The following is a 21017-nucleotide window of genomic DNA, read 5'->3' on the forward strand; positions in this document are numbered from 1 at the left end:
CGGGGGCTGACCACCTGATGTCGCGTCAGCCCGTGACCCCGGGCACGACAGGACCGGTTTCGTACGCGATCACCACCGCGTGCGTCCGGTTGTGCGCGCCGAGCTTGGTCAGCACGTTCCCGACGTGGGTCTTCACCGTCTCCAGGCTCACCCTGCAGGACTCTGCGATCTCCGGGTTGGACCGGCCCGTGGCCATCAGGCGCAGTACCTCCTCCTCCCGGCCCGTCAGCGCGGCCTGCGGCAGCGCCTCGGCGGATCCCCGCGGGCGGGCGGTGACCATCTGGCGCAGGGCCGCCGGGAAGATGATCGCCTCGCCCGCCGCGACCACGCGCACCGCCTCCGCGATCTTGGGGACGGGAAGCCGTTTGAGGACGAAGCCGCTGGCTCCGGCGCCGAGTGCGGCGGTGACGTAGTCGTCGTTCTCGAAGGTGGTGATCACCACGGCCTTCGGTGGTTCGGCAGGACCGGCGAGGAGCTGCCGGGTGGCCTCGATGCCGTTGCGGCGCGGCATCCGTACGTCCATCAGGACCACGTCCGGCCGCAACTGCCGCGCCCGCTCGACCGCTTCGACGCCGTCGGCGGCCTCCCCGACGACGTCGATCCCGGGCTGCAGGGCGAGCAGGGTGCGCAGGCCGCTGCGGGTCACCTCGTCGTCGTCCGCGATCAGGAGGGTGGTGCGGCCGGAGGCGTCGGCGGGGTCCGCTGCGCTCGGGTCGGGGCCGGGGGTGACGGCTGCGTTCGTGTCGGGGCCGGTCATGACCGCCGCGCTCGCGGGTGAGCCGGTCATGCGGGCAAGCGTACCGGCAGCCGGACCGCGAGCCGCCGGTGCTCCGGTCCGTCGGGTCCGGCCGCGATCTCGCCGTGCAGGAGCCGTACGCGCTCCATGAGGCCGGGCAGTCCGTGCCCGGACGTCGGGAAGGCACCCGGGCGCGTTCCGGTTCCGGTTCCGGTCCGGTTGACCACCTCGAGCTCCAGTGAGTCCGGCGCGGCCGCCACCGTGACCCGGATCGGGCCGCCCGCCCCGTGCCGCAGCGCGTTCGTGAGGCCTTCCTGCAGGATCCGGTACGCCGCCCGGGAGAGCGTGCCCTGCACCTGCGCGCGGTCGCCCGACAGCTCCGGCTCGAGGACCGCGCCCGCGTGCCGCAGCCGGTCGAGCAGCTCGGGCAGGTCGGCGAGGGTGCGGGCGGGCGCCGTCCCCGCTTTCTCCTCGCGGAGCATGCCCAGCACATAGTCGAGGTCCTCGAGGGCGGCCCGGGTCGACTCCTCGATGCTGCGCAGGGCGGCGCGCGCCGCCACCGGGTCGGCGGTGAGCACTTCGCCCGCCACGGCTGCCTGGATCGTGGCGGCCGTCAGGGTGTGCCCGATCGAGTCGTGCAGTTCGTGGGCCAGCCGGTTGCGTGCGGCGAGGGCCCGCTCCCGCTCGGCCGCCAGCGCGAGCCGCTCGGCCGACGACGGGCCGAGGAGCCTGGGCGCAAGCCACCGCAGGGCGAACGTCACCGCCGGGCACAGCGCCACCGCAAGGAGCAGGCAGCAGAGCGCCGCTGCCCAGCTCTGCCAGCCGCTCTCCGCCCGCAGCGTCCAGCCGTTCACACTCACCCCGGCCTCCGCGCCGGCCCAACCGCCGGGCAGGAGCAGGCCCGCGACGAACAGCAGGACGCTCAGCTGCGCCCCCGCCCACCCCAGCGCCACGTGCGCCAGGAGCCAGAGCGGGGTCCGCAGGCGGTCGGCGCCCGACGCCGTCGAGGAGGCCGTCCCGTCATCGGGCGAACCCGCGCGTCGACGTCCGTCCACGGGGTCCGGCAGCGGCACCCCCAGCATCCGCCGGGCGCAGGCGACCAGCACCCGCCGCGTGGTGCGGGCCAGCCCGATCACGCCGATCAGTACGGACCAGGCCAGCAGGGTCAGAGCGAGTTGCACTCCCAGTGACGCGGACGACAACGCCATCGCCGGCAGTGCTGCGAACGGCAACAGGGGAAGGCTCGCCAACGCGCCGCAAGAGGCGAAGAGCGCACCCGAATACGTGGACCCGCGCAGCAGCGGCCGGATTCCTCTGGACATGGCCAGGCAAGCATGACCGGTCGGCCCACCTTCGGCCTCCCTCGATCGGGGGAGGGAATTCTCCTGCCTTTCCGCGATGTGCGCGTGCGCCCCGAAAACCAGAATCAGGGCCTCAGCAATCGACGGGACGGAAGGACGGGTTGATGAACGCCCAGGAAATCGAGACGCCGCCGGACCGCCAGGTGTCCGCTCAGCACAAGGTCGTACGGCAGCACCAGGCCGTACGGCAGAACAACGCCGTACGGGCGGACAGGCGTCGGCCGGGGCAAGGCCGTCACCGCCGTGGTGACGTCGTCCCTCGCGATCGTGATGTCCGGGCTGGTCGCCGTCTTCATGGTCTGGTACGCGAACAAGACGCAGGAGTGCTACCAGCCCGAAAGCCTCCACCAGTACACGCAGTGCGTCCGCGAGCACCTGAACGGAAACTGACCGGCCTTCCCGCACCGGCGGACCGGCAGCCGACTTTCCTCGCCCCCTGCATTCTCCTCTTCCTCCTCGCCCCCTCGCCCTTCTCGACCAGGACCGCCCTTCTCGACAAGGACCGCCCTTCTCGACAAGGACGAGCATCACCGTAAGGACGAGCATCACCTTGCGAAACAGAAAGCCCGCATGGCCGTCGTGCTCTCCGCGGGCCTGGCGGCAGCTTCCCTCGCGGCGTTTGCGCCCGAAACGCTCTCCGCCCCGTCCAAGGCATCCGACACCTCGACCGCCAAGGAGTCCTTGCGACAGTTCACGCAGCGGTAGCTCCGCTGGAAACGCTGCGGCGTTCTGCTGCTCAAGCCGGGCGGCCCCGGCGGGCCGGGACTGGGTCTGCCGGCCGACCCGCTCATGAAGTTCCCCGCGGAGGTGAAGCGGCGCTACGACCTCGTCGGCTTCGACCCGCGGGGCGTCGGGCGGAGCAGCCCCGTCAGCTGCGGTCTCACCGCGGACGAGCAGAATGACACCCCGTACAAGTCTGGGGGGCCTCGTACGGCACCTACCTCGGCGCCGTCTACATGCAGTTGTTCCCGCACCGGGCCGACAACAGCACGTTCTTCCACGTACGGAAGGCCGCCGTCCGACCCTGTGCCGTATGGGCGCGGGGCAGCGAGCCGCAGACCAGGATCGACAACAAGGGCGGCGTGCTGATCGCACAGAACGAGTGGGACTCCCAGACGCCCCTCTTCGCCGCCCGGGCCATGCACCGGGCCCTGCGCGGCTCCCGGATGCTCACCGTCGTCGGCGGCGAGGGACACGGCGTCCTCTACGCGCCCGACGGCAACCGCTGCGCGGACAGGGCCGCGACGGTCTGTCTGACGACGGGCAGGCTGCCCGCCGAGGACGTGACGTGCCGGGGCTCGGCCGGGCAGAAGTAGGAGAGGTCGGCCTGTGCGGAAGGCCTTTCGAGCAGTCGAAGACGGCGACGGCGGAAGCACACGGTCCGAGGGACGGGCTCAACGACCGGTGACGAGCAGCCAGATGCCGATGGCGGTGAACACGGCGCTGCCCGCGAGAAGTGCCGTGACCTCCCCGATTCGCCGTCCGCGCAGGTCGATGCGCGCGCTCTTCGGGGCGTCGGGAAGGTAGCGCACCGGGACCCCGCCGCCCACGGGAAAGCCCTTGACTCCGGACGACCCGGCCTGGAAGGTGTGCCGGCTGCCCCGCGCGTCAGCGAATTCGACGATCGCGAAGTAGACGGGGTCACCGTCCATTCCGGAGCCTTCCCTGTGATGGCGGACCACCAGGCCCCTGACACGGACGCCGTCGCGCTGGAGGCGGCGTTGGAGCACGGCCTCATGGGTGCCGAACCCGAGGAGGGTGAGACCGGCAAGGAGCGACATCGCAACCCACACGGCCGCCTCCCCTTCCACGCTGCGCGCGACGCTTCCCGTACTCCTGTCGCGGTGGTGGACGCCACATCGACCGGGGGCGGTTCCTGGTGCTGGAGGCAGTTCCTGGTGGTACTGAGGGGCCTCTTCGGCGGGTTCGAGGGCGAGGCCAAGGAGGACCTGCTCCGACTGGGCCTGCCGGTCCTGGTGCTCGGCGGGACCGCCGCCTTCGGGTACGGATTCGATGTCCTGGCCGGTCCGCAGGCGACACGGCACTGCGCGCCGTCCTGCTCAACGTGACGTACGGAGTCCCGGCAGTCCCACGGTTGGTCCGTGATAGCGTCCCTCTCTTCTCCGGCACGTCCGGACGGAGTCCTGTCAGGCACGTCATGATCGACCCGCACCAGCAGTTCCACGACGCACTCGACGCTCTGGACACTGCCTTCGCACCGCTGGCGGAGCTGTCCGTCTCCGTGGGCGGCTGCACCTACTGCTACAGCGCCGCTGATCTCGAAGCCCTGGCCGGTCCCGTGCCCCGGGTCTCCGACGAGCTGATCTCCTGCGTCGCGCACGAGGCGTTCAACCACTGGGACGACTTCCCCGGCCTGTACCGACGGCTGACGCCCCGGATCGTCCGCCTCCTCACCGCGGACGAGCTCGACCACAGCCTGGTCGCCTCACGCCTGCTCACCGCCGACTGGCAGAACTGGCCCGCGCCGGAGCGCACAGCTCTGGAGCGGCTCTGGCACGCCTGGTGGCGCTCGGCCCTGCACACCCACCCAGGCATCGGGCATGTCACTGACATCCTGGGCGTACTCTCGACCACCGAGGGCACGTCCGTACCCTGGTTGGCCATCTGGGCCGAGACCCGCACCGAGGCATCGGACCTGCACCTGCGCGACGCACTCGACCGCTGGCTCATCGAGGACGATCTCGCCGATCTCCATCTCGGCTTCTACGACGAGCTGCACGTCACGCCCGAGCTGCTGCCCTGGCTGCTCTCCCTGGACGACGGCCGCATCGGCGCGGCCCAGCTGATCGAGGTCGAGCGCATCGCGGACAGCCAGAGGGCCCCGTAGGCCTCGGCGGGGACGGGAACTTCACCGCCGGGCCGCGTCTGCTCGACCGGCCCGCACCAGGCCTGCCTCGTGGTGTGCCCTGCGGACGGCGGCATCAGCAGACGTCCCGATAAGGAGCACGCAGTATCGAGTTCCACTCCTGGCGAGAAGGGCCACCGAAGTAGGCGCAGAGAGCGTCAGCCATGCCTGCCAAGCCCTTGCCGCCGTCGTAGTCGTCCGCGAGGAAGATCTTGAAGGTCTGGCGTCCCTTGAAGAGGGTGCGGCGCAGTTCCTCTCCTTCCTCGGGGTCGGCGGTGGCCGGATCACGGGGGAAGGACAGCCGCTCGGACGTGTACTGGATGTACCGTGCCTGGCTGAGTACGGCTTTGGTCTCCTCCACCGACGCGATGCGCCAGGCGGCGACGCTGAGCTTCATCCCCAGGATGCGGTCGCGCCCGGAAGGGGACGCCATGAGGCTGACCGCGGCCATGGCGGCCTTGCGGCCCTCCTGTTCCTCGTACTGCCGCTCCGCGGTGCGGTGTTGTTGCAGGGCCAGGCCGCCGGCCAGCGATGCGAGTACGGCAAGGACCGACACGACGGAGACCAGGACGCGCCGGAGTCTGCGGGCGCGGCGGCGGGCCGCTGTGCCGGCGCGGAGGAAGTCTCTCTCCAGGGAGGTCAGGGACTGCTGCTGGGACGGGGTGGTCCAGTGTTCCTCGGCGGCAGTCAGGCGAGGGCCCCGCCACAGTGAGTCGCGGTGGTGATGGAGTTGGGCCCATGCGTGCGCTGCCTCGGTCAGTCGCCTGTGTACGAGCAGTCGTTCCCGGTCGGCGTCGATCCAGCCGCGGAGGCGGGGCCAGGCGGTGATGAGGGCTTCGTGGGCGAGGTCCACGGTGTCCTCGTCGAGGGTGATGAGGCGGGCACGGGCGAGCCGGTCCAGGACCTGGTCGACGTCTCCGGTGTCCTCGGTGAGGTCGAGTTCGGAGCGGGGCGCGGGGCGGCGGGTGTCCGGGGCGCACTCGCCGGGGGTGATGAGGCGGAGCAGGATGAGTCGGGCGAGGTCCGCCTGGGTGGCGGTGAGTTGGGTGTGGACGGTCTCGGCGGTCTGGGCGATCGCTCCGTGCAGGCCGCCCGCTGCCTCGTACGCCGCCGTGGTCAGGGTGCGGCCGCGGCTGCGGCGCCAGGTCTCCAGGAGCACGTGGGACAGCAGCGGCAGTCCGCCCGGTTCGTCCTTGGTCTCGCTGATCAGCCGGGTGGTGAGGTCGCGCTCGACGATCAGGCCCGCGGCCTTGGCCGGTTGGACGACGGCTTCGCGCAGTTCCGTCTCGCTCATGGGGCCGACCAGGAGGCTGGAGGCGGTGAGGGCGTCGGCCAGGGCGCGGTGTTCGGCGCAGCGGCCGTAGAAGTCGGCGCGGACGGCGATCACGACGCGCAGCCTGCCGGCCGGTTCGCGGGCGGCGAGCAGTCGGTCGATGAAGGCGGCGCGTTCTGCCGGGTCGTGGCAGAGCGTGAAGACTTCCTCGAACTGGTCGACGAGGACGACGGTGTCGCCGTCGCCGTCGGCTGGCTGCAGGGCCGGGGCGTGGGTGCGCGAGGGGTGTTCGCCGGGGGTGAGGATACGGATCGCCGCCACGCCGTCCGTCCGAGCCCGCAGCGCGGGGATCAGCCCGGCGCGCAGCAGGGAGGACTTGCCGCTGCCGGAAGGGCCGAGCACGGCCGTGAACCGGTGCTCACCCACCAGGGCCCGTGCGACGTCCACCAGGGCGTCGCGCCCGAAGAACCGGTCGTGGTCGTCCGGCTCGAACCGGGCAAGACCCTGGTAGGGCGGCTGCATCTTGTCGTCGCGCGGCTCCGCGAGCGCCGTCGCCTCGTGGGCCTGCTTCCACCGGTCCTCCCACTGCGGCACGTTCCCACCGCAGGCGCGGACATAGGCCAGCGTGACGGCGAGGGAGGGCAGGGCCGTGCCCGCGGCCGCCTGCGAGAGGGCCGTCACCGAGTAGCGCGCGCTCCGCGCCATCTGCCGGTACGTGGGGCTGTCGGCCTCCTGGCGCAACTTCCGCAACGCGTACGCGAACTCCTGGACCGGCCCCGCGCCGGGATCCAGAGGCGTTTCCGGTCGACCCATCGCACGGTTCCCCCCCCGTGTGCCCCCACCGTTGCCGCATGCGCGAGCCACGCTATGAACCACGGCGCGGGCACGGCAAGTGCCAGTTGCCACGGCGGCACCTACTTCCAGCACAGAGCCGTCGTGAAGTGCAACAGCCACGTCCTGAAGGTGAACTGGACCGCCCACCAGGACCGCACCACCGACGAGGTCTTCGCGATCACCTCGAACAACAAGATCTGGCACATCTGGAAGACCTCCGGCGGCTGGAAGCAGATGCCGAACAACGGGCGCGCCGTCGACACCGTCCACGCCTACTGGGGCCACGGGGGACGCACGTTCGTCGTCAAGGCCGCCAACGGCACCCACTGGCGGAGCACTTACACGTCCAACGCCTGGCGCGGCTGGTACGCCGCCTGGAAACCCGACCGGCGCAGGCCCCCACCTGGCACGGCCGGGCCGTCAGGCGGCGCATCCGCTCTCGCGGGCAGGTGCGCCGCCTGCACGTCAGTCCGCGGGGTCAGGGGGCCAGGGCCCCAGGTCCGGCATGTGGGAGCCGGTCGTCTCCAGACGCTCATCGGTGCTCCGGCCGGCCATCCAGGCCGCGAGGTCACGCACAGGACCGGAGACCTCGACCTCCGTGCCCGCGCCCAGCACCCGGGAGAACGCGTCGTCCGTGGCCCGCAGCGCCAGCCGCGTGCCGACGGGGGCACGAGCGGACAGGAAGTCCAGCGCGTGCAGGGCGAACTCCCGCGGCCAGTCGCGGGGACGGTAGCCGACCGCGAGGTCGACGGCGTGGATCTCCGCCTCTCGCCAGCGCGCCAGCGCGGTGTCAAGGACCCGTGCGTGGCGGAAGCGGACCGTGCGCTGCCAGTCCGCCGCCGTCAGTCGGCCCCATGTGGCGACGAGCGCCTGCTGGGCGAGGATCAGATCCTCGCGCAGGTCGGCCACGGGCCGAGCGGCCCCCCGGTCGATGGACTGGTCGCGCTCCGCCTGGCCGCCGTCGTACATGTCGACGAGTTCGCCCCGCGCGGCGGCCAGGGCCTGCCGCTCGAAGGCGCGGGCGTTGTCGGCGAGGTGCTGGAGCACGTGCCCGCGGGTCCAGTCCGGCAGGGCGGACGGTGAGTCCTTCTCCCGGTCGTCGAGTCGATCGACCAGTTCGAGCAGCCGGGCATGCGACCGCGAGACCCGAACCACCACTTCGTCAGGAGCTATAGGCGAGTTGACCACCGTGAAAGCCTAACCACGTAGATCTCCTGACGATACGCGCCTCCGCCGGTCCGAAACGGGACGACCTAGCGCTCGCTGTGATCTCCGTGCCGCCGCATGTGCAGGATCTGGTCGATGAGGCCGACGTAGGGGATGCCGGCGCCTTCGGCCGAGTGCGCGAGGGCGCTGACCGTGCGCAGCCCCGGGCAGGCGTTCACCTCCAGGCAGTGCGGTTCTCCCCGCCGGTCGCAGCGGAAGTCCGAGCGGGAGTAGTCCCCGTCCCCGAGGCCCACGGCACGGTGGGCCCGGAGGGCCTGCTCGCGCAGGTGCTGCTCGAGGCGGGGCGGGATCCGAGCGGGGCAGGCGTGGGACGCGCCGCCCTCGGCGTACTTCGCCCGGTAGTCCAGGAAGGGGCCGTCGAACATGTACTCAACGGCGGGCAGTACGCGGCGACCCAGCACCCCCACCGAGAACTCCCGGCCGGGCAGATAGGGGGTGAGCACCACCTCCTCGCCCCCGGGCGTGCCGTGGAGCACGCGGGACAACTCGTCCTCCACGCACACCAGATGGAGCATCTCGTGGGCCGTGCCTGCCGCGGCCTTCACCACGACAGGGCCCTCCTTCAGCAGCGCGACGGACTCCGGCGGCAGCTGTCCGTCGTCGGTGCGGTGCGCCGCCCACGGCCCGACCCGCACGCCCGCGTGCGGAAGGAGTTGCAGGGTGCGGCGCTTGTCCCAGGCGAGGCTGCACTGGGCGCTGCCCGCACCGGTGAAGGGGATGCCGGCCATCTCCAGGAGGGACTGCACGTGCCCGTCGCCGCCCCAGCCTCCGTGCAGTGCGAGGAAGACCAGGTCGGCGGAGAGCAGCGCGTCCCGGACGGGGCCGCGGGTGAGAGCGGTGAACATCCGCCGTCGGTCCTCCGCCTCGTCCCTGTCGGGGAGGCCGCCCGGTGAGGTGAACCGTGGCAGTGCGCCGGAGTCGCGCGTCGGCCCTGCGAGGACCGGGTGCGGGGCGGCCGGGTCGATCACCTCGACCTCGTGCCCCAGCTCCGTCAACGCGCGGGCCACCGACAGGCCGGATTCCAGGGAGACGTAGCGTTCGAGGCTCTCCGCTCCGCAGAGCACGACAATCCTCATGGACCAGCATTACCCGCCAGGCGTCGGCAGTACCGTCGTAATCCCGTCACCCAATCCCGTCACCGAGCTTGCCGCGTACGGCAATGCGGTGCGTCCGGTCTCCGAGTTGGTCGGCGGAGAGAGCAGGATTCGAACCTGCGTGGGGCAGAACCCCTGACCGGAGCAGGCTCCGGTCCCCATTGGGCCGCTATGGGCATCTCTCCTTGCCACCCTTGGCGGGTGACGAGCAACAGCATGGCAGTTCCGGCTTGCACGGCGCTGAGACGACCTTCTCAGCGGGCGCCGACGGGGGCGGACGCCCTCGTCAGGCCCGGCGCTCGGCGGCTCCGAGCAGGTAGTCCCCGCTGACGCGGGTCAGGGCGTCGCGCACCGTCAGGCCGTGCCGATGCAGCTCGGAGAGGAACTGCCCGGCCGTGAAGCGATCCTCGTCGGGGTGATCGAACAGCAGCCGGTAGCTGGGCCTGGCGAGCGCGTGCGCCGTGACCTCCTCGAAGGCGAACAGGCCGCCCGGCTTGAGCACGCGGGCGACCTCGGCCAGCGCGTCACGCCAGTTCGGCACATGATGGATGATCGCGAAATCGAAGACGGCGTCGTACGAACCGTCGGTGGCGCCCAAGGCGGACCGCAGGTCCGTCGCGTCTCCCACGGCGACCCGCGTCCGGTCCGCGTGGTGCCGGGCCAGTCGGCGGCGCGCCTTGGCGACCATGCCGGGGTCCAGGTCCACGGCGTCCACCCGCGCCGCGCGGAACTTCTCCAGGATCAGCCGGGTGCCGTAGCCGGAGCCGCAGCCGATCTCCACCGCGTGTGCGCCGGGCGCCAGTGGCCCGCCCGCGAGCCGCAGCAACCGGGGGAACTCGTAGTGGCGTTGCAGCGCCCGGCGCCCTGCGTTGTCGATCGCCGCCTTCTCGATGCGGTTCATCAGCACGACGGAGCCCCTGTCCGGCACCCGAAGTGCCCTGTTCCCGCGGTCACGTCCACCGGCCGATGCCGATCCCCGAGGTCCCCGCGAGGAGCTGCTCGCGCAGCATCGTGCGGCGGATCTTCCACGTCGCGGTGCGCGGAAACTCGTCCCACCCGATGCGGACGGGCGCCGCCATGACCGGCAGGCCCGCGGTCGCCCGACGCCACTGCCCGGGCGTGATGTCGGTTCCTTCGCGCACGCTGAGCACGGGCTGGGGGTTGCCGTCCCGGACGGCGAGCACGACCACTTCGGTGATCTGCGGCAACCGGTCCAGGAGCAGGTCCTCGATCTCCAGCGCGCTCGTGCCGGGAATGCGGTCGATCTCACGGTCGATCAGACGGACCGTTCCCCAGCGGCCGATGACGGCCATGTCACCGAGGTCCCACCAGGGTCCCTCGCACTTGTCGGCGTGCCGCTTCGGCTCGCCGACGTAGCCGAGGCAGCGCCCGGGCGCCGAGAACTGGATCAGACCCACCTGCCCGGCCGGCACGGCCTCACCGCTGTCCGGGCACACGGCGCGCACCTTGCCGAATCCCGGTACCGGCCACCCCACGTTCTGCGTCGGCGGCGGCCGGCGCCCGCGCCGCCTCACCGAGCCGCGCACGTACGGGCGGATGGCGACGGCCCCGGCCTCGGTCTGACTCCAGGACTGCACCCAGACGGGCAGCCTGCGGTCGGTGGCCGCCAGGAAGATCCGCACGGTACGGGTGTGGATCGCGTCGAACGAGTTGACGTACAGGCGGACGTCGCGGAACGGCCGACGCGGGTCACGAGCCAGCTCCTCCCAGGCCAGGAAGGCGTTCGGCAGTGTCTCCACGAGCGTCGGGGCGTGCTGGGCGAGGAGCTCGTGGGCGCGGGGCGACTCCGGGTCCGACAGCATGAGGAGCTTCGGTCCGACGGTGGTCAGGGGCAGCAGACCGGTGATGACGCGCTGGTGCGCATACGGGTGGCAGAACGCCACGGTGTCGTTCCGGCGCAGCCGGAACAGCGGCCATCGCTCGGTCTCGACCAGACCCAGGGAGTAGAGGGACTCGGCCGAGTGGAGCACCAGCTTGGGCACCCCGGTCGTGCCCGACGTGTGGGTGATGACCATCGGTTCGTGCGGCCTGCGCATGCTCACCCTCGGCGCCGGGCCGCCGGCCAGATCCGCGAGGTCGGGCACCCGGGGCAGGTCCGGCGGAGGCGCGCCGAGACAGACGGTGCGTTCCGTCAGCGCGGCAAGGCGCTCCTCGTCCACGCCCAACCGCTCCAGGGTGTTCCGGTCCGCCACCAGGAAGGGGCGCTCCAGACGTTCGAGCAGCACGACGAGGGTCTCGGCGGGGTGGTTGTCCGTGATCAGCGCCGGGATGGCGCCGAGCCGCGCGGCGGCGGAGGCGAGCAGCGCCACGTCGAGGTGGTTGCGCTTCACGACGGCGACCCGGTCCCACGCACGGACACCCAGCGCGTGGAGCCGTGCCGTCAACTCGTCCACCAGCGACGCCCATTCGGCGTAGCCGCGGACCAGGGGCCCGTCCGGGTCGACGTCGGGCGCCCGGTCGACGATCACCGGGCCGAACCGGCCGCGCCGGGCGGCGAGATGCCAGGCCTCACCGATCCGTCCGGTGTGCGGGGTCCGGGACAGCGGGCTCAGCCGGCGCCGGAACCGGGTCGGGGACCAGTCCACCAGGAACGCCGGACGCGGCCTTCCGCTGCGGTCGGCCGTGCCGGGAGCCGTTTTCACGGCCGCTGCCCGGACGGGGCGGCCGACGGCGCGTCCTCGGCGGCCGCCGCGCCGAGCGCGATGCTCTCCTGGACCTCCGCCGTGCGGGCGAGGGTGTCGCGTCGCTCCCTGTCCAGTTCGTCGGCCTGCGCCTCGTCGGACTCCATGAGTTTGACCAGGTCGCTGTTGGCCATGTCCAGGACCCCCATGCCGTCATAGGCGTCCCGGACCGCCTGGCCCCACAGTCCGATGTCCCGCACGCACGGCACGATCCGTGCGAAGAGCAGTGACCGGAAGGCGCGCATCCGCGGCCCTCGGTTCATGTACTCCATGCACTCCTTCATGTCGAAGCCGAGGTTCTCCCACACCTCCTGCATGCGGAAGCGGTCCCGCATCAGATGACATCCCTCGATGACGAACTCCTCGCGGTCCGCGATCTCCTTGCTCGACAGCTCGGCGTAGTAGTCGCGCAGCGCGAGCCGGCCGAACGCCACATGCCGTGCCTCGTCCTGCATCACGTAGGCGAGGATCTGTTTGGGCAGCGGCTTGTCGGTCCTGTCGCGCAGGATCCCGAAGGCGGCGAGCGCGAGTCCCTCGATGAGGACCTGCATTCCCAGGTACGGCATGTCCCAGCGGGAGTCGTTGAGGGAGTCTTCGAGGAGCGACTTGAGATGCGGGTTGATCGGATAGGTCATGCCGATCTTCTCGTTGAGGAAACGAGTGAATATCTCGGCGTGCCGCGCCTCGTCCATCACCTGGGTCGCCGCGAAGAACTTGGAGTCGATGTCGGGCACCGACTGGACGATGCGGGCGGAACAGATCATCGCGCCCTGTTCGCCGTGCAGGAACTGGCTGAACTCCCAGGCCGCCATGTGCTGGCGCATCTCCTGCCGCTCACGCGCGTTCAGCTTCTCGTACTGCCGGGACCCGTACAGCGCGAGGGTCTTCTCCGGTGTTCCGAGGGCGTCGTAGGGGTCGACCTCAAGTTCCCATGCGATGCGCTGGGTGCTGTCCCACTGCTTGTCCTTTCCCTTCTGGTAGAGGTTGAGCAGCCGTTCACGTCCCGTGTCGTACTCCCAGGTGAAGAAGTTGTCGCCGGCGGTGGGAAACGTCCAGTTCGTGCTCTTCGACGTCCCATCGGGGACGTTGCTGGCATTCATGACCAGTCCTCCGTGTTCGGCTTTCCTCCGGCCCTCGCTCATGCGCCCGGTGCGGCGAGGACGGGCAGAATGTCGGGCAGCACCTCGATCGTGTGGCGACCGGCGCCGGTGGCGGGGAGTTCACCGTCGTGCTCGAAGGTCAGGGGCGCGCCGTCGGTGCGCTCAAGGACGATGCGGCGGCCCCTGGCGTAGACGGTCTCGGGGCGGTCCACATGGCTTCCGTCGGCCGTCAGGCCCGGGAGCGCCGCGGGGTCGAGCTCACCGCCCACGACGCACACGTCCAGCAGGCCGTCGTCGAGCACGGAGCGCGGCAGCACCTTGAACTGACCGCCCCGGTAGCGGCCTCCGCCGACGTTGGCGAGCACCGCGGTGCCCTCGTGGACGATCACTCCGTCGACCGTCACGCGGCCCGGATACGGCCGGAACGTCCGCAGGGTCCGGGCCACGGCCGCGCGGTAGCGCTCCCGGCCCGTCAGATCCCGGAGTTCACCCGCCGTGACCAGGGCCTCGGCGACCAGGCCGGAGCAGGCGCCGAGCAGGACCAGGGTGTCCGTCTCGACGATCCGCGCCATGTCGATGCTGCGGATCCGCGGACGCCCCGTGGCGAGCGCGCCCTCAAGGGCGTCCTGCCAGGGGTGGTCCGACCAGATCTCGCGGTAGAAGGAGTTGCCGGTCCCCGCGGGCAGGTTGACCATGGCGGTGCCGCCCGCGCCCGCGCTCCGTGGGCTGCGCAGCCGGGTGCGGGCGATACCGGACGCCACGTCCCGTGTCGTGCCGTCGCCCCCGAGGACGACGATCGCGTCGATGCCGTTCTCGCAGGCCTTCGCCGCGATGTCCGCCGCCTCGCCCGGGGCCTGGGTGGTGATCAGGTCCAGGTCGTCCACGTGGGAGCGGCAGCGGCGCGTCACCTCGTCGACGAGGCGCGAATCGACCGCGCCGGCCACCGGATTCACCAGGACCAGCGCCGTACGGGCCCACCGGGGTGCGGGCATGCCACCACTCTCCTCCCTGGTCGAAGAACCTCGGGAGGAACACTGGCAGCCGCCACTGGCACGCCACTGAGACCGTGGTGCCAGTGACCGTTCAACCGGTCAGCGGCCGTCGGAGCGGAGCAACAGGGCCTCGCCGAGGCTGCCTTCGCCGCAGACGCCGGCCGCTCCGAGACCGCCGCCCCTGCGGTGCAGGGAGTGCGCGAGGTGCAGGACGATGCGCGCCCCCGACGTGCTGGTCGGGTGCCCCAGGGCGATGGCTCCGCCGTGCGGGTTGATGCGGTTCATGCCGGTGCACAGCACGCTCACCGCCTGGGCCACGACGGCTGCGAACGACTCGTTGATCTCGATGAGGTTGAGGTCGCGCACCTTGAGGCCGAGCGGGACGAGCGCCCGGCGGATGGCGAGCGAGGGTTGCAGGTGCAGGCCGTCCGCGCGGCCCGACGCCTCGCCGTGCCCGATGACTTCGGCGAGCCAGTCCAGGCCGCGCTCCTTGGCGAGCGAGCGGCGCATCAGGACCACCGCCGCCGCTCCGTCGGCCGCCGGGGAGGTGTTGGCGGCCGTGACCGTGCCGTTCGGGAAATACAGCGGTTCGGCCGCGGCCAGCGTCCCGGCGTCGAGGTCGTGCCGGACGCCCTCGTCGCTGCGCACGAAACCGCCGCCGGCGTGCCGGGGCAGCGCGACCGGCACGATCTCCTCGCCGAAGAGGCCCTTGAGCTGGGCCGCGGCGGCGCGCTCGTGGGACAGCGCGGCGATCTCGTCCTGGGTGCGCCGGTCCAGCTTCAGCGGTCTGCGCCGCGGGCACGCCGGGCGCGACCGCGCGGGGGCGTCGAGGACCGGGCGTGCGGCGGTCATGGACTCCATGCCGCCTGCGACGACGATGTCACTGGTGCCGGAACGGATGAGCCGGTCGCCCAGGGCGATGGCGTTCAGGCCCGACAGGGACATCCTCCTCATGACGCGCAGGGGCACCTCGGGCGGGATCCCCGCGTCGACCATCGCCGTCCGTGCGGCGCGGCCGTCGGAGGCGTCGGCGGCCGTGTGCCCGAGGAGCACCTGATCGACCTCGCCGGCCCTGACCCGGGCCCGCTCCAGGGCCGCGCGGATCGCGACGGTGCCCAACTGGGCGGCGGACAGGGCCCGCAGGCCCCCGAGGGCGCGCGCCAGGGGTGTGCGGGCGCCTGCCAGGACAACGGTCTCGCTCACTGGTGAATCCCTCCACAGGTCGTTCCGGACAGCTGACGGGAACGGCGCGCGCGGCAGCGGATACAAACCCCACATGCGGCTTGGCCAGGGGGTGACCTTCGCGCAATTCCCGGCGCCGCGCTAGGGGACTTCCGGCTTCAACTCCCTTTCCGACGCGGGAGGTTGCCGACCGAAATCTGCCAGACAGCGCAGCCGGGGCCCGACAGGATTGCATGGCTCCGACTCTTCTGGAGGACACCGGCGATGCTCGAGATGAAGCCCACATGCGAAAAGTGCGCTGCCGCGCTCGCATTCGGAACCCCTGCCAAGATCTGTAGCTACGAGTGCACGTTCTGCGTCACCTGCGCCGAAAGCGGCGGCAACCGATGCCCGAACTGCGGAGGCGAGTTGTTGACCCGTCCACGGCGCGCCACCGAGGGCGCCGCGTGAGCGGGGGCGAGGCTTCCGCGCGGCGGCCCGGATACCTGACGGTCGCCGTGCTCGGCGCCGGCGCCATGTTCCTGGCGATCCTCGACTCCACGATCGCCAACCTGGCCGTCTCCGACATGCAGGAGACCTTCCAGGGGGCGTCGATCGCCGACTTCTCCTGGGTCATCACGCTGTACGCCATCTTCTTCGCGGCGCTCCTGGCCCCGGCCGGACGCCTCGCGGACGCGGTGGGGCGGCGCACGCTCTACGGCGCGGGCGTCGGGCTCTTCACGCTGGCCTCCCTGGCGTGCGCCGTCGCGCCGAACCTGCCCTTCCTGCTGGTCTCCCGTGCGGTGCAGGGCGCGGGCGCGGCGGCGATGATCCCCGCGTCGCTCGCGGTGATCCTGTTCGACACGCCTCCGGTGCGCCGCATGGCGGCCATCGGTCTGTGGAGCGCCTCCGGGTCCGCCGCCGCGGCGATCGGACCCAGCCTCGGCGGCGTTCTCATCGACGCCTTCGGCTGGCGGACCGTCTTCCTGATCAACGTGCCGCTCGGCATCGCGCTGATGCTCGGTGCGCGGTCCGTCCAGAAGACCCGGCCGCCCGCCGGGCGCGTCCCCGACGTGCTGGGCACGCTCGCCCTGGCGCTCGGCATGGGAGGCGTGGTCCTCGGCGTGACACAGGGCTCCGACTGGGGGTGGAGCGACCCCCGGACGCTCGGCTGCCTGCTGGCGGGCGTCGCCGTGCTCGCGTACGGCGTGCTGCGGGCGCGCACCCGGCCGGTCCCCGCGATCGACACCTCCCTGTGGCGGAGCCGGACCTTCTCCCTGGCCAACGTCGTCTCGTTCTTCTACGGTGCGGCGCTCTACGCGTGGCTGCTGTGCGGGGTGCTGTTCCTGGTGAACGTCTGGCGGTACTCGGAGCTGAAGGCTGGGTTCGTCCTCAGCCCCGGCGCCCTCTTCTCCGCGCTCGCGGCCATCGGCATCGGCCGCGTCCTCGGCAAGCGTGCGTCACCGCGGCTGATGGTCTGCGGCGGGTGCCTGCTCATCGTGGGGATCGGCGTGTGGCTCGTGGCCGTACTGCCCGCCGAACCGCACCTGGTGGACCTCTGGCTGCCGACGACCGTCATCTCGGGCTTCGGCATGGGCGCGGTGAGCACCGGCGTCTCGACGGCGGCGGCCCTGTCCGTGCCCCCCGAGCAGTTCGCCGGGGCGACCGGGCTCAACATGGCGGCACGTCAGGTGGGCGGGGCGCTGGGCATCGCGGTGCTCGCCTCGATCCTCGCCGGCGCGGACACCGCCACCACCACCCCGTTCGCCCACGTACTGCTGTTCTGCACGGTGGCGGCGGGCATCGCGGGCCTGGCCGGTCTCGGACTGTCCCTGACGCCCCGTCCGCCCAAGCCCTCGGCTCCCGCCACCACCCCCACGCGTGGCGCCACCACCACGACCGGCTGACCACGCCCCAGAACTGACCCAGACCCTGACCCAGGCCCTGACCCTCCCCCCACGAGGCTCGGCGCGAAGGCCCCCCACTGAAGTCCCCCTTCCGAGGAGCTCGCAGCATGACCACGGCACCGTCTCGACGCGCCCTGGAGATCTTCGACCCCACACACCGCCCCAACCCCTATCCCCTCTACGCCGCGGTGCGCGAGGCAGGTCCGGTCCACCCCATGGGACCTCGGATCCACCTCGCCTCGCGCCACGCGGACTGCAACAAGATCCTCAGCGACCCGCTCTGGGGCCACGGTTACGGCGACCGGATCAGCCCCTTCCGGCCGGGCGTGGGCCGGGAGGAGGTGCCCGGCTCACTCCTTGGCATGGACCCGCCGGACCACACCCGGCTCCACCGACTGATCAGCAAAGTCTTCAAACCGGCCAGGATCGAGTCCCTGCGCGCCCGCGTCGAGCAGATCGTGGACCGCCTGCTCGACGCCGCACTCGAAGCGGGCGAGGTCGATCTGGTCGACGCGTTCACCAGCCCGCTGCCGCTGACCCTGGTCTGCGAACTGATCGGCGTACCGACGGCCGACATGCCGCTCTTCCGGAAGTGGTCCACGGCGATCGTGCGCGGCGTCGATCCGGACTACCTGCTCAGCCCGCGGGAGATCACCGCGCGCTACGAGGCCGAGGCCGCCTTCGAGGAGTACTTCAAGGCGCTGGCCGAGGACCGGCGCGCGCACCACCGGGGCGACCTCCTCAGCGACCTGGTCGCCGCCAGGGAGAACAACGACATCCTCTCCGACCACGAACTGCACGAGATCGGCGCGATGTTGATGGTCGCCGGGCACGAGACCACGGTCAACGCGCTCGGCGCCCTGATGATCGCGCTCCACCGCAACCCCCGCCAGCGGGCCCTCGTCACGGCGGACCCCGGCCTCGTCCCCGCGACGGTCGAGGAGGCGCTGCGCCACGACGCGCCGATCCAGTTCACCTCCCGAGTGGCCCTGGAGGAGCGGGAGTTCGCCGGCCGCACCTTCGCGCGCGGCGACGGCATCATCCTGATGGTGGGCGCGGCGAACCGCGATCCGGCGGCGTTCCCGGACCCCGAGACCTTCGACGTCACGCGCTACGTGGACCGCCCGCCGGGCGCACCGCGCCACCTCACCTTCAGCAACGGCCCGCACCGCTGCCTCGGTGCCCAGCTGGCCCGCATGGAGATGCAGGTCGCCCTGCGCGCACTGCTCGCCCGGGCCCCGCGTCTGGAGCTGCTCACCGACGAGCCGCCGTACCGGGACCTGTACCTGTTCCGCGGCCCGCTGCGGCTGCCCGTACGGATGCGGCCCTGAACCACGCCCGGCCCCGCGTGCCCCACGGACGTTGATGTCGGATTTCTGCTGGCAATGGCCTCCGCGGAACTCCATGGTGGACAGATGACGGAAGAGGAGCTCCATTACCGGGCCGCTCTGAGCAACGACAGCCGATTCGACGGACGGCTGTACATCGGCGTGGCCAGCACCGGCATCTACTGCCGCCCGACGTGCCCGGCCATGACTCCCAAGCGCGTCAACATGCGTTTCTACCGGACGGCGGCCGCCGCACAGGCCGCCGGATTCCGTGCCTGCAAGCGCTGCCGGCCCGACGCGACCCCGGGATCCCCGGAGTGGAACAGCAGGGCCGACCTGGTCGGCCGTGCGATGCGGCTGATCGCCGACGGCCTCGTGGACCGTGAGGGCGTCGGCGGCCTGGCCGCGCGGTTGAACTACAGCGAACGCCAGCTCCAGCGGCAGCTCGTCGCCGAGGTCGGCGCGGGCCCGCTCGCGCTCGCCAGGGCGCAGCGGGCGCGTACCGCGCAGCTCCTCCTGGAGACCACCGACCTGCATGTCAGCGAGGTCGCGTTCGCGGCGGGCTACGCCAGCATCCGGCAGTTCAACGACAACATCCGGGCGATCTTCTCGATGCCCCCGACGGAGCTGCGGGCCCGCGCCACCGCCCGCCGCCCCCGCACGGGAGCGCCCGCCCAGCCGTGGGGCCACGGCATCCGCATCCAGCTGCCGTACCGCACCCCGCTGGACCTCGGGGTGCTCTTCGGTCAGCTCGGCGACGAGGCGGTGCCGGGGATCGAGGAGTACACCGACGGCGTCTACCACCGGGCGCTGTCCCTGCCGCACGGCCCCGCCGTCGCCACGCTCTTCAAGGCGGCAGGAAAGCCCGCGGGCAAGACGCTCCAGCCCCCGGGGCGCGGCTTCGTGGAGTGCGAGCTGCACCTCCAGGACCTGCGCGACATGACCGCGGCCGTCCAGCGGTGCCGCGACCTCCTCGACCTGGACGCCGATCCCGGGTCCGTCGACGAGGTGCTGGCGCGCGATCCACTGCTCGCCCCGCTCGTCGCCCGCACCCCGGGCCGCAGGGTGCCCGGCTCCGTGGACCCGGCCGAGTGCGCCGTGCGCGCGGTGCTCGCCCAGGACACGGACCCGCGGGAGGCCAGGGACGACGCGGCCCTGCTCGTCGCCCGCTTCGGCAAACCGCTGACCCGGGAGGTCAGCGGGATCACGCACACGTTCCCCGCGGTCGAGACCCTCGCCCAGCTGGCGCCGGACGAGCTGGCGGGCACCCGCGAGCGGGGAGTCCGCGTCAAGGCGATCGCCACCGCCCTCGCCGCCGAGGACCTGGTCCTCGACGGTGGCGTCGACCGGGACGAGGCCACCAGGAAACTCCGCAAGGTCGACGGCATCGGACCGCGGACCGTCGCCGTGATCAGGATGCGGGCGCTGGGCGACCCCGACGTCCTCGTCCCCAGGGACACCGAGGCGCCGACGCCGCACGACGCGTCCGGGCCGTCCTCCGCCGACGCGGAACCACCGGTCGACGACCGGGCCGAGGCCTGGCGCCCATGGCGGTCGTACGCCGCCCAGCACCTGTGGGCCGCCGCGGAGGACGCACGTTGACCCACCAGGACCACGACGCGCTCTTCGGCCGTCCGCCGCTCGTGCTGCGCGAAGGCGCGGTGCTGCTCCCGGGGTGGCTCGACCCCGAGCGGCAGCGGAGCCTGCTCGAAGCCTGCCGGGAGTGGGCCCGCGGGACCGCCGGACTGTACCGCCCGGTGATGCCCGACGGCACGCCGATGCGGGTGCAGTCGGTCTGCCTCGGCTGGCACTACTCCGTGGGTTTCGGCTACACGCGGACCACGGGCGACTCGGTGCCGGTGAAACCGCTGCCGGGGTGGCTCGCCGACCTCACGCGCGACGCGGTCACCGAGGCGGCCGCACTCGACCCGGAGGTGTGCCGAAGCCCCCGGACCCATGCCGCCGATGCCTCGATCGTGAACTTCTACGACGACGGGGCCCGTCTGGGGATGCACCAGGACCGGGCCGAGGAGAGCGGCGCGCCGGTGGTCTCGTTCAGCCTCGGGGACACCTGCGTGTTCCGCTTCGGGAACAACGAGACGCGCACGCGCCCCTGGCAGGACGTGCCGCTGCACAGCGGTGACCTGTTCGTCTTCGGCGGCCCGGCGCGGATGGCCCACCACGCCGTGGTGCGCACCCTGCCCGGCACCGCCCCGGCCGAACTGGGCATCCGGGGCGGCCGGGTGAGCGTCACGGTGCGTGAGACCGGCCTCGCCGCCGGTCCCGCGGCGAGGCGCGGCGCCTGACGGCGGCCACGCCAGGGGGATGTCAGCGGCATCTCAGGGTCGGCTGACACATTGCTCGCACGAGAGGCCCAGTGGTGACGGTGACAGACGTCGGCGGCTTGGCATCACGCGGCGCCGACCGCGACCCCCG

Annotated in this window: 21 protein-coding genes and 1 tRNA gene; 9 read left to right on the plus strand and 13 right to left on the minus strand. The window is 72.0% G+C overall.

What is annotated here, in order from left to right:
* Window positions 1–25: 25 nt before the first annotated feature.
* Window positions 26–787 carry a response regulator gene (locus AB6L24_RS15510; protein ID WP_405655807.1) on the minus strand — a complete coding sequence of 254 codons (762 nt, stop codon included), beginning with the start codon at window positions 785–787 and terminating at the stop codon, window positions 26–28.
* Window positions 784–1968, minus strand: coding sequence for a sensor histidine kinase (locus AB6L24_RS15515; protein WP_405655809.1), 1185 nt, complete (start codon window positions 1966–1968; stop codon window positions 784–786). Before AB6L24_RS15515 ends, AB6L24_RS15510 begins: the two co-directional genes overlap by 4 nt.
* 372 nt (window positions 1969–2340) lie before the next feature.
* Here AB6L24_RS15515 and AB6L24_RS15520 point away from each other — a divergent pair, with 372 nt between their 5' ends.
* Both AB6L24_RS15520 and AB6L24_RS15525 read left to right on the plus strand, forming a co-directional pair.
* Window positions 2341–2487 carry a hypothetical protein gene (locus AB6L24_RS15520; protein WP_405655810.1) on the plus strand — a complete coding sequence of 49 codons (147 nt, stop codon included), beginning with the start codon at window positions 2341–2343 and terminating at the stop codon, window positions 2485–2487.
* A gap of 566 nt (window positions 2488–3053) precedes the next feature.
* Window positions 3054–3413, plus strand: coding sequence for an alpha/beta hydrolase (locus AB6L24_RS15525; RefSeq protein ID WP_405655811.1), 360 nt, complete (start codon window positions 3054–3056; stop codon window positions 3411–3413).
* A gap of 78 nt (window positions 3414–3491) precedes the next feature.
* On the opposite strand, the gene AB6L24_RS15530 is transcribed toward AB6L24_RS15525, so the two are convergent.
* A complete protein-coding gene (locus AB6L24_RS15530; RefSeq protein ID WP_405657173.1) occupies window positions 3492–3878 on the minus strand; it encodes a DUF3592 domain-containing protein in 387 nt (128 codons plus the stop codon).
* On the opposite strand from AB6L24_RS15530, the gene AB6L24_RS15535 reads away from it, so the two are divergent.
* Both AB6L24_RS15535 and AB6L24_RS15540 read left to right on the plus strand, forming a co-directional pair.
* Window positions 3768–4166 (plus strand): hypothetical protein, encoded by a 399-nt coding sequence (locus tag AB6L24_RS15535; protein WP_405657237.1) that lies wholly within the window; start codon window positions 3768–3770, stop codon window positions 4164–4166. The genes AB6L24_RS15530 and AB6L24_RS15535 overlap by 111 nt on opposite strands.
* A gap of 89 nt (window positions 4167–4255) precedes the next feature.
* Window positions 4256–4945, plus strand: coding sequence for a hypothetical protein (locus AB6L24_RS15540; RefSeq protein ID WP_405655812.1), 690 nt, complete (start codon window positions 4256–4258; stop codon window positions 4943–4945).
* Window positions 4946–5039: 94 nt separating this feature from the next.
* Here AB6L24_RS15540 and AB6L24_RS15545 read toward each other — a convergent pair whose 3' ends face one another.
* The 10 genes from AB6L24_RS15545 to AB6L24_RS15590 all read right to left on the minus strand — a co-directional run bounded on the left by AB6L24_RS15545 (window position 5040) and on the right by AB6L24_RS15590 (window position 15388).
* Complete coding sequence (locus AB6L24_RS15545) at window positions 5040–7049, minus strand: hypothetical protein (RefSeq protein ID WP_405655813.1); 2010 nt, start codon at window positions 7047–7049, stop codon at window positions 5040–5042.
* A 101-nt stretch (window positions 7050–7150) separates the two neighbouring features.
* Window positions 7151–7333 carry a hypothetical protein gene (locus AB6L24_RS15550; protein ID WP_405655814.1) on the minus strand — a complete coding sequence of 61 codons (183 nt, stop codon included), beginning with the start codon at window positions 7331–7333 and terminating at the stop codon, window positions 7151–7153.
* A 202-nt stretch (window positions 7334–7535) separates the two neighbouring features.
* The gene (locus AB6L24_RS15555) at window positions 7536–8258 is read right to left on the minus strand and encodes a maleylpyruvate isomerase family mycothiol-dependent enzyme (protein WP_405655815.1); all 723 of its coding nucleotides are present in this window, start codon (window positions 8256–8258) and stop codon (window positions 7536–7538) included.
* A gap of 65 nt (window positions 8259–8323) precedes the next feature.
* Entirely contained in the window at window positions 8324–9373 is a 1050-nt protein-coding gene (locus tag AB6L24_RS15560; protein WP_405655816.1) for a D-alanine--D-alanine ligase, read from the minus strand.
* Window positions 9374–9487: 114 nt separating this feature from the next.
* Window positions 9488–9576: transfer RNA gene (locus AB6L24_RS15565), tRNA-OTHER, on the minus strand.
* Window positions 9577–9677: 101 nt separating this feature from the next.
* Complete coding sequence (locus AB6L24_RS15570; protein WP_405655817.1) at window positions 9678–10292, minus strand: class I SAM-dependent methyltransferase; 615 nt, start codon at window positions 10290–10292, stop codon at window positions 9678–9680.
* Between the two features lie 49 nt (window positions 10293–10341).
* Window positions 10342–12054 carry an AMP-binding protein gene (locus tag AB6L24_RS15575; protein ID WP_405655818.1) on the minus strand — a complete coding sequence of 571 codons (1713 nt, stop codon included), beginning with the start codon at window positions 12052–12054 and terminating at the stop codon, window positions 10342–10344.
* A complete protein-coding gene (locus AB6L24_RS15580; RefSeq protein ID WP_405655819.1) occupies window positions 12051–13193 on the minus strand; it encodes a ferritin-like domain-containing protein in 1143 nt (380 codons plus the stop codon). The genes AB6L24_RS15575 and AB6L24_RS15580 overlap by 4 nt, the downstream gene beginning before the upstream one ends.
* A gap of 38 nt (window positions 13194–13231) precedes the next feature.
* On the minus strand, window positions 13232–14185 hold the full coding sequence (locus AB6L24_RS15585; RefSeq protein WP_405655820.1) for a diacylglycerol/lipid kinase family protein: 954 nt from the start codon (window positions 14183–14185) through the stop codon (window positions 13232–13234).
* 99 nt (window positions 14186–14284) lie between these two features.
* Window positions 14285–15388, minus strand: a complete 1104-nt coding sequence (locus AB6L24_RS15590; protein WP_405655822.1) for an acetyl-CoA C-acyltransferase — start codon at window positions 15386–15388, stop codon at window positions 14285–14287.
* Window positions 15389–15640: 252 nt separating this feature from the next.
* Between AB6L24_RS15590 and AB6L24_RS15595 the strand changes: the two genes are divergently transcribed.
* The 5 genes from AB6L24_RS15595 (at window position 15641) to AB6L24_RS15615 (ending at window position 20887) form a co-directional block, all read left to right on the plus strand.
* Window positions 15641–15817 (plus strand): DUF1272 domain-containing protein, encoded by a 177-nt coding sequence (locus AB6L24_RS15595; RefSeq protein ID WP_405657175.1) that lies wholly within the window; start codon window positions 15641–15643, stop codon window positions 15815–15817.
* A complete protein-coding gene (locus AB6L24_RS15600; protein WP_405655824.1) occupies window positions 15814–17253 on the plus strand; it encodes a DHA2 family efflux MFS transporter permease subunit in 1440 nt (479 codons plus the stop codon). Before AB6L24_RS15595 ends, AB6L24_RS15600 begins: the two co-directional genes overlap by 4 nt.
* Before the next feature lie 107 nt (window positions 17254–17360).
* Window positions 17361–18584 carry a cytochrome P450 gene (locus AB6L24_RS15605; RefSeq protein ID WP_405655825.1) on the plus strand — a complete coding sequence of 408 codons (1224 nt, stop codon included), beginning with the start codon at window positions 17361–17363 and terminating at the stop codon, window positions 18582–18584.
* Window positions 18585–18668: 84 nt separating this feature from the next.
* Window positions 18669–20183, plus strand: coding sequence for a DNA-3-methyladenine glycosylase 2 family protein (locus AB6L24_RS15610; protein ID WP_405655826.1), 1515 nt, complete (start codon window positions 18669–18671; stop codon window positions 20181–20183).
* The gene (locus tag AB6L24_RS15615) at window positions 20180–20887 is read left to right on the plus strand and encodes an alpha-ketoglutarate-dependent dioxygenase AlkB (RefSeq protein ID WP_405655828.1); all 708 of its coding nucleotides are present in this window, start codon (window positions 20180–20182) and stop codon (window positions 20885–20887) included. The genes AB6L24_RS15610 and AB6L24_RS15615 overlap by 4 nt, the downstream gene beginning before the upstream one ends.
* Window positions 20888–21017: the final 130 nt, after the last annotated feature.

Origin of the sequence: Streptomyces sp. RK9, assembly GCF_045070545.1 — a bacterium.
GTDB classification, from domain to species: domain Bacteria; phylum Actinomycetota; class Actinomycetes; order Streptomycetales; family Streptomycetaceae; genus Streptomyces; species Streptomyces alboflavus.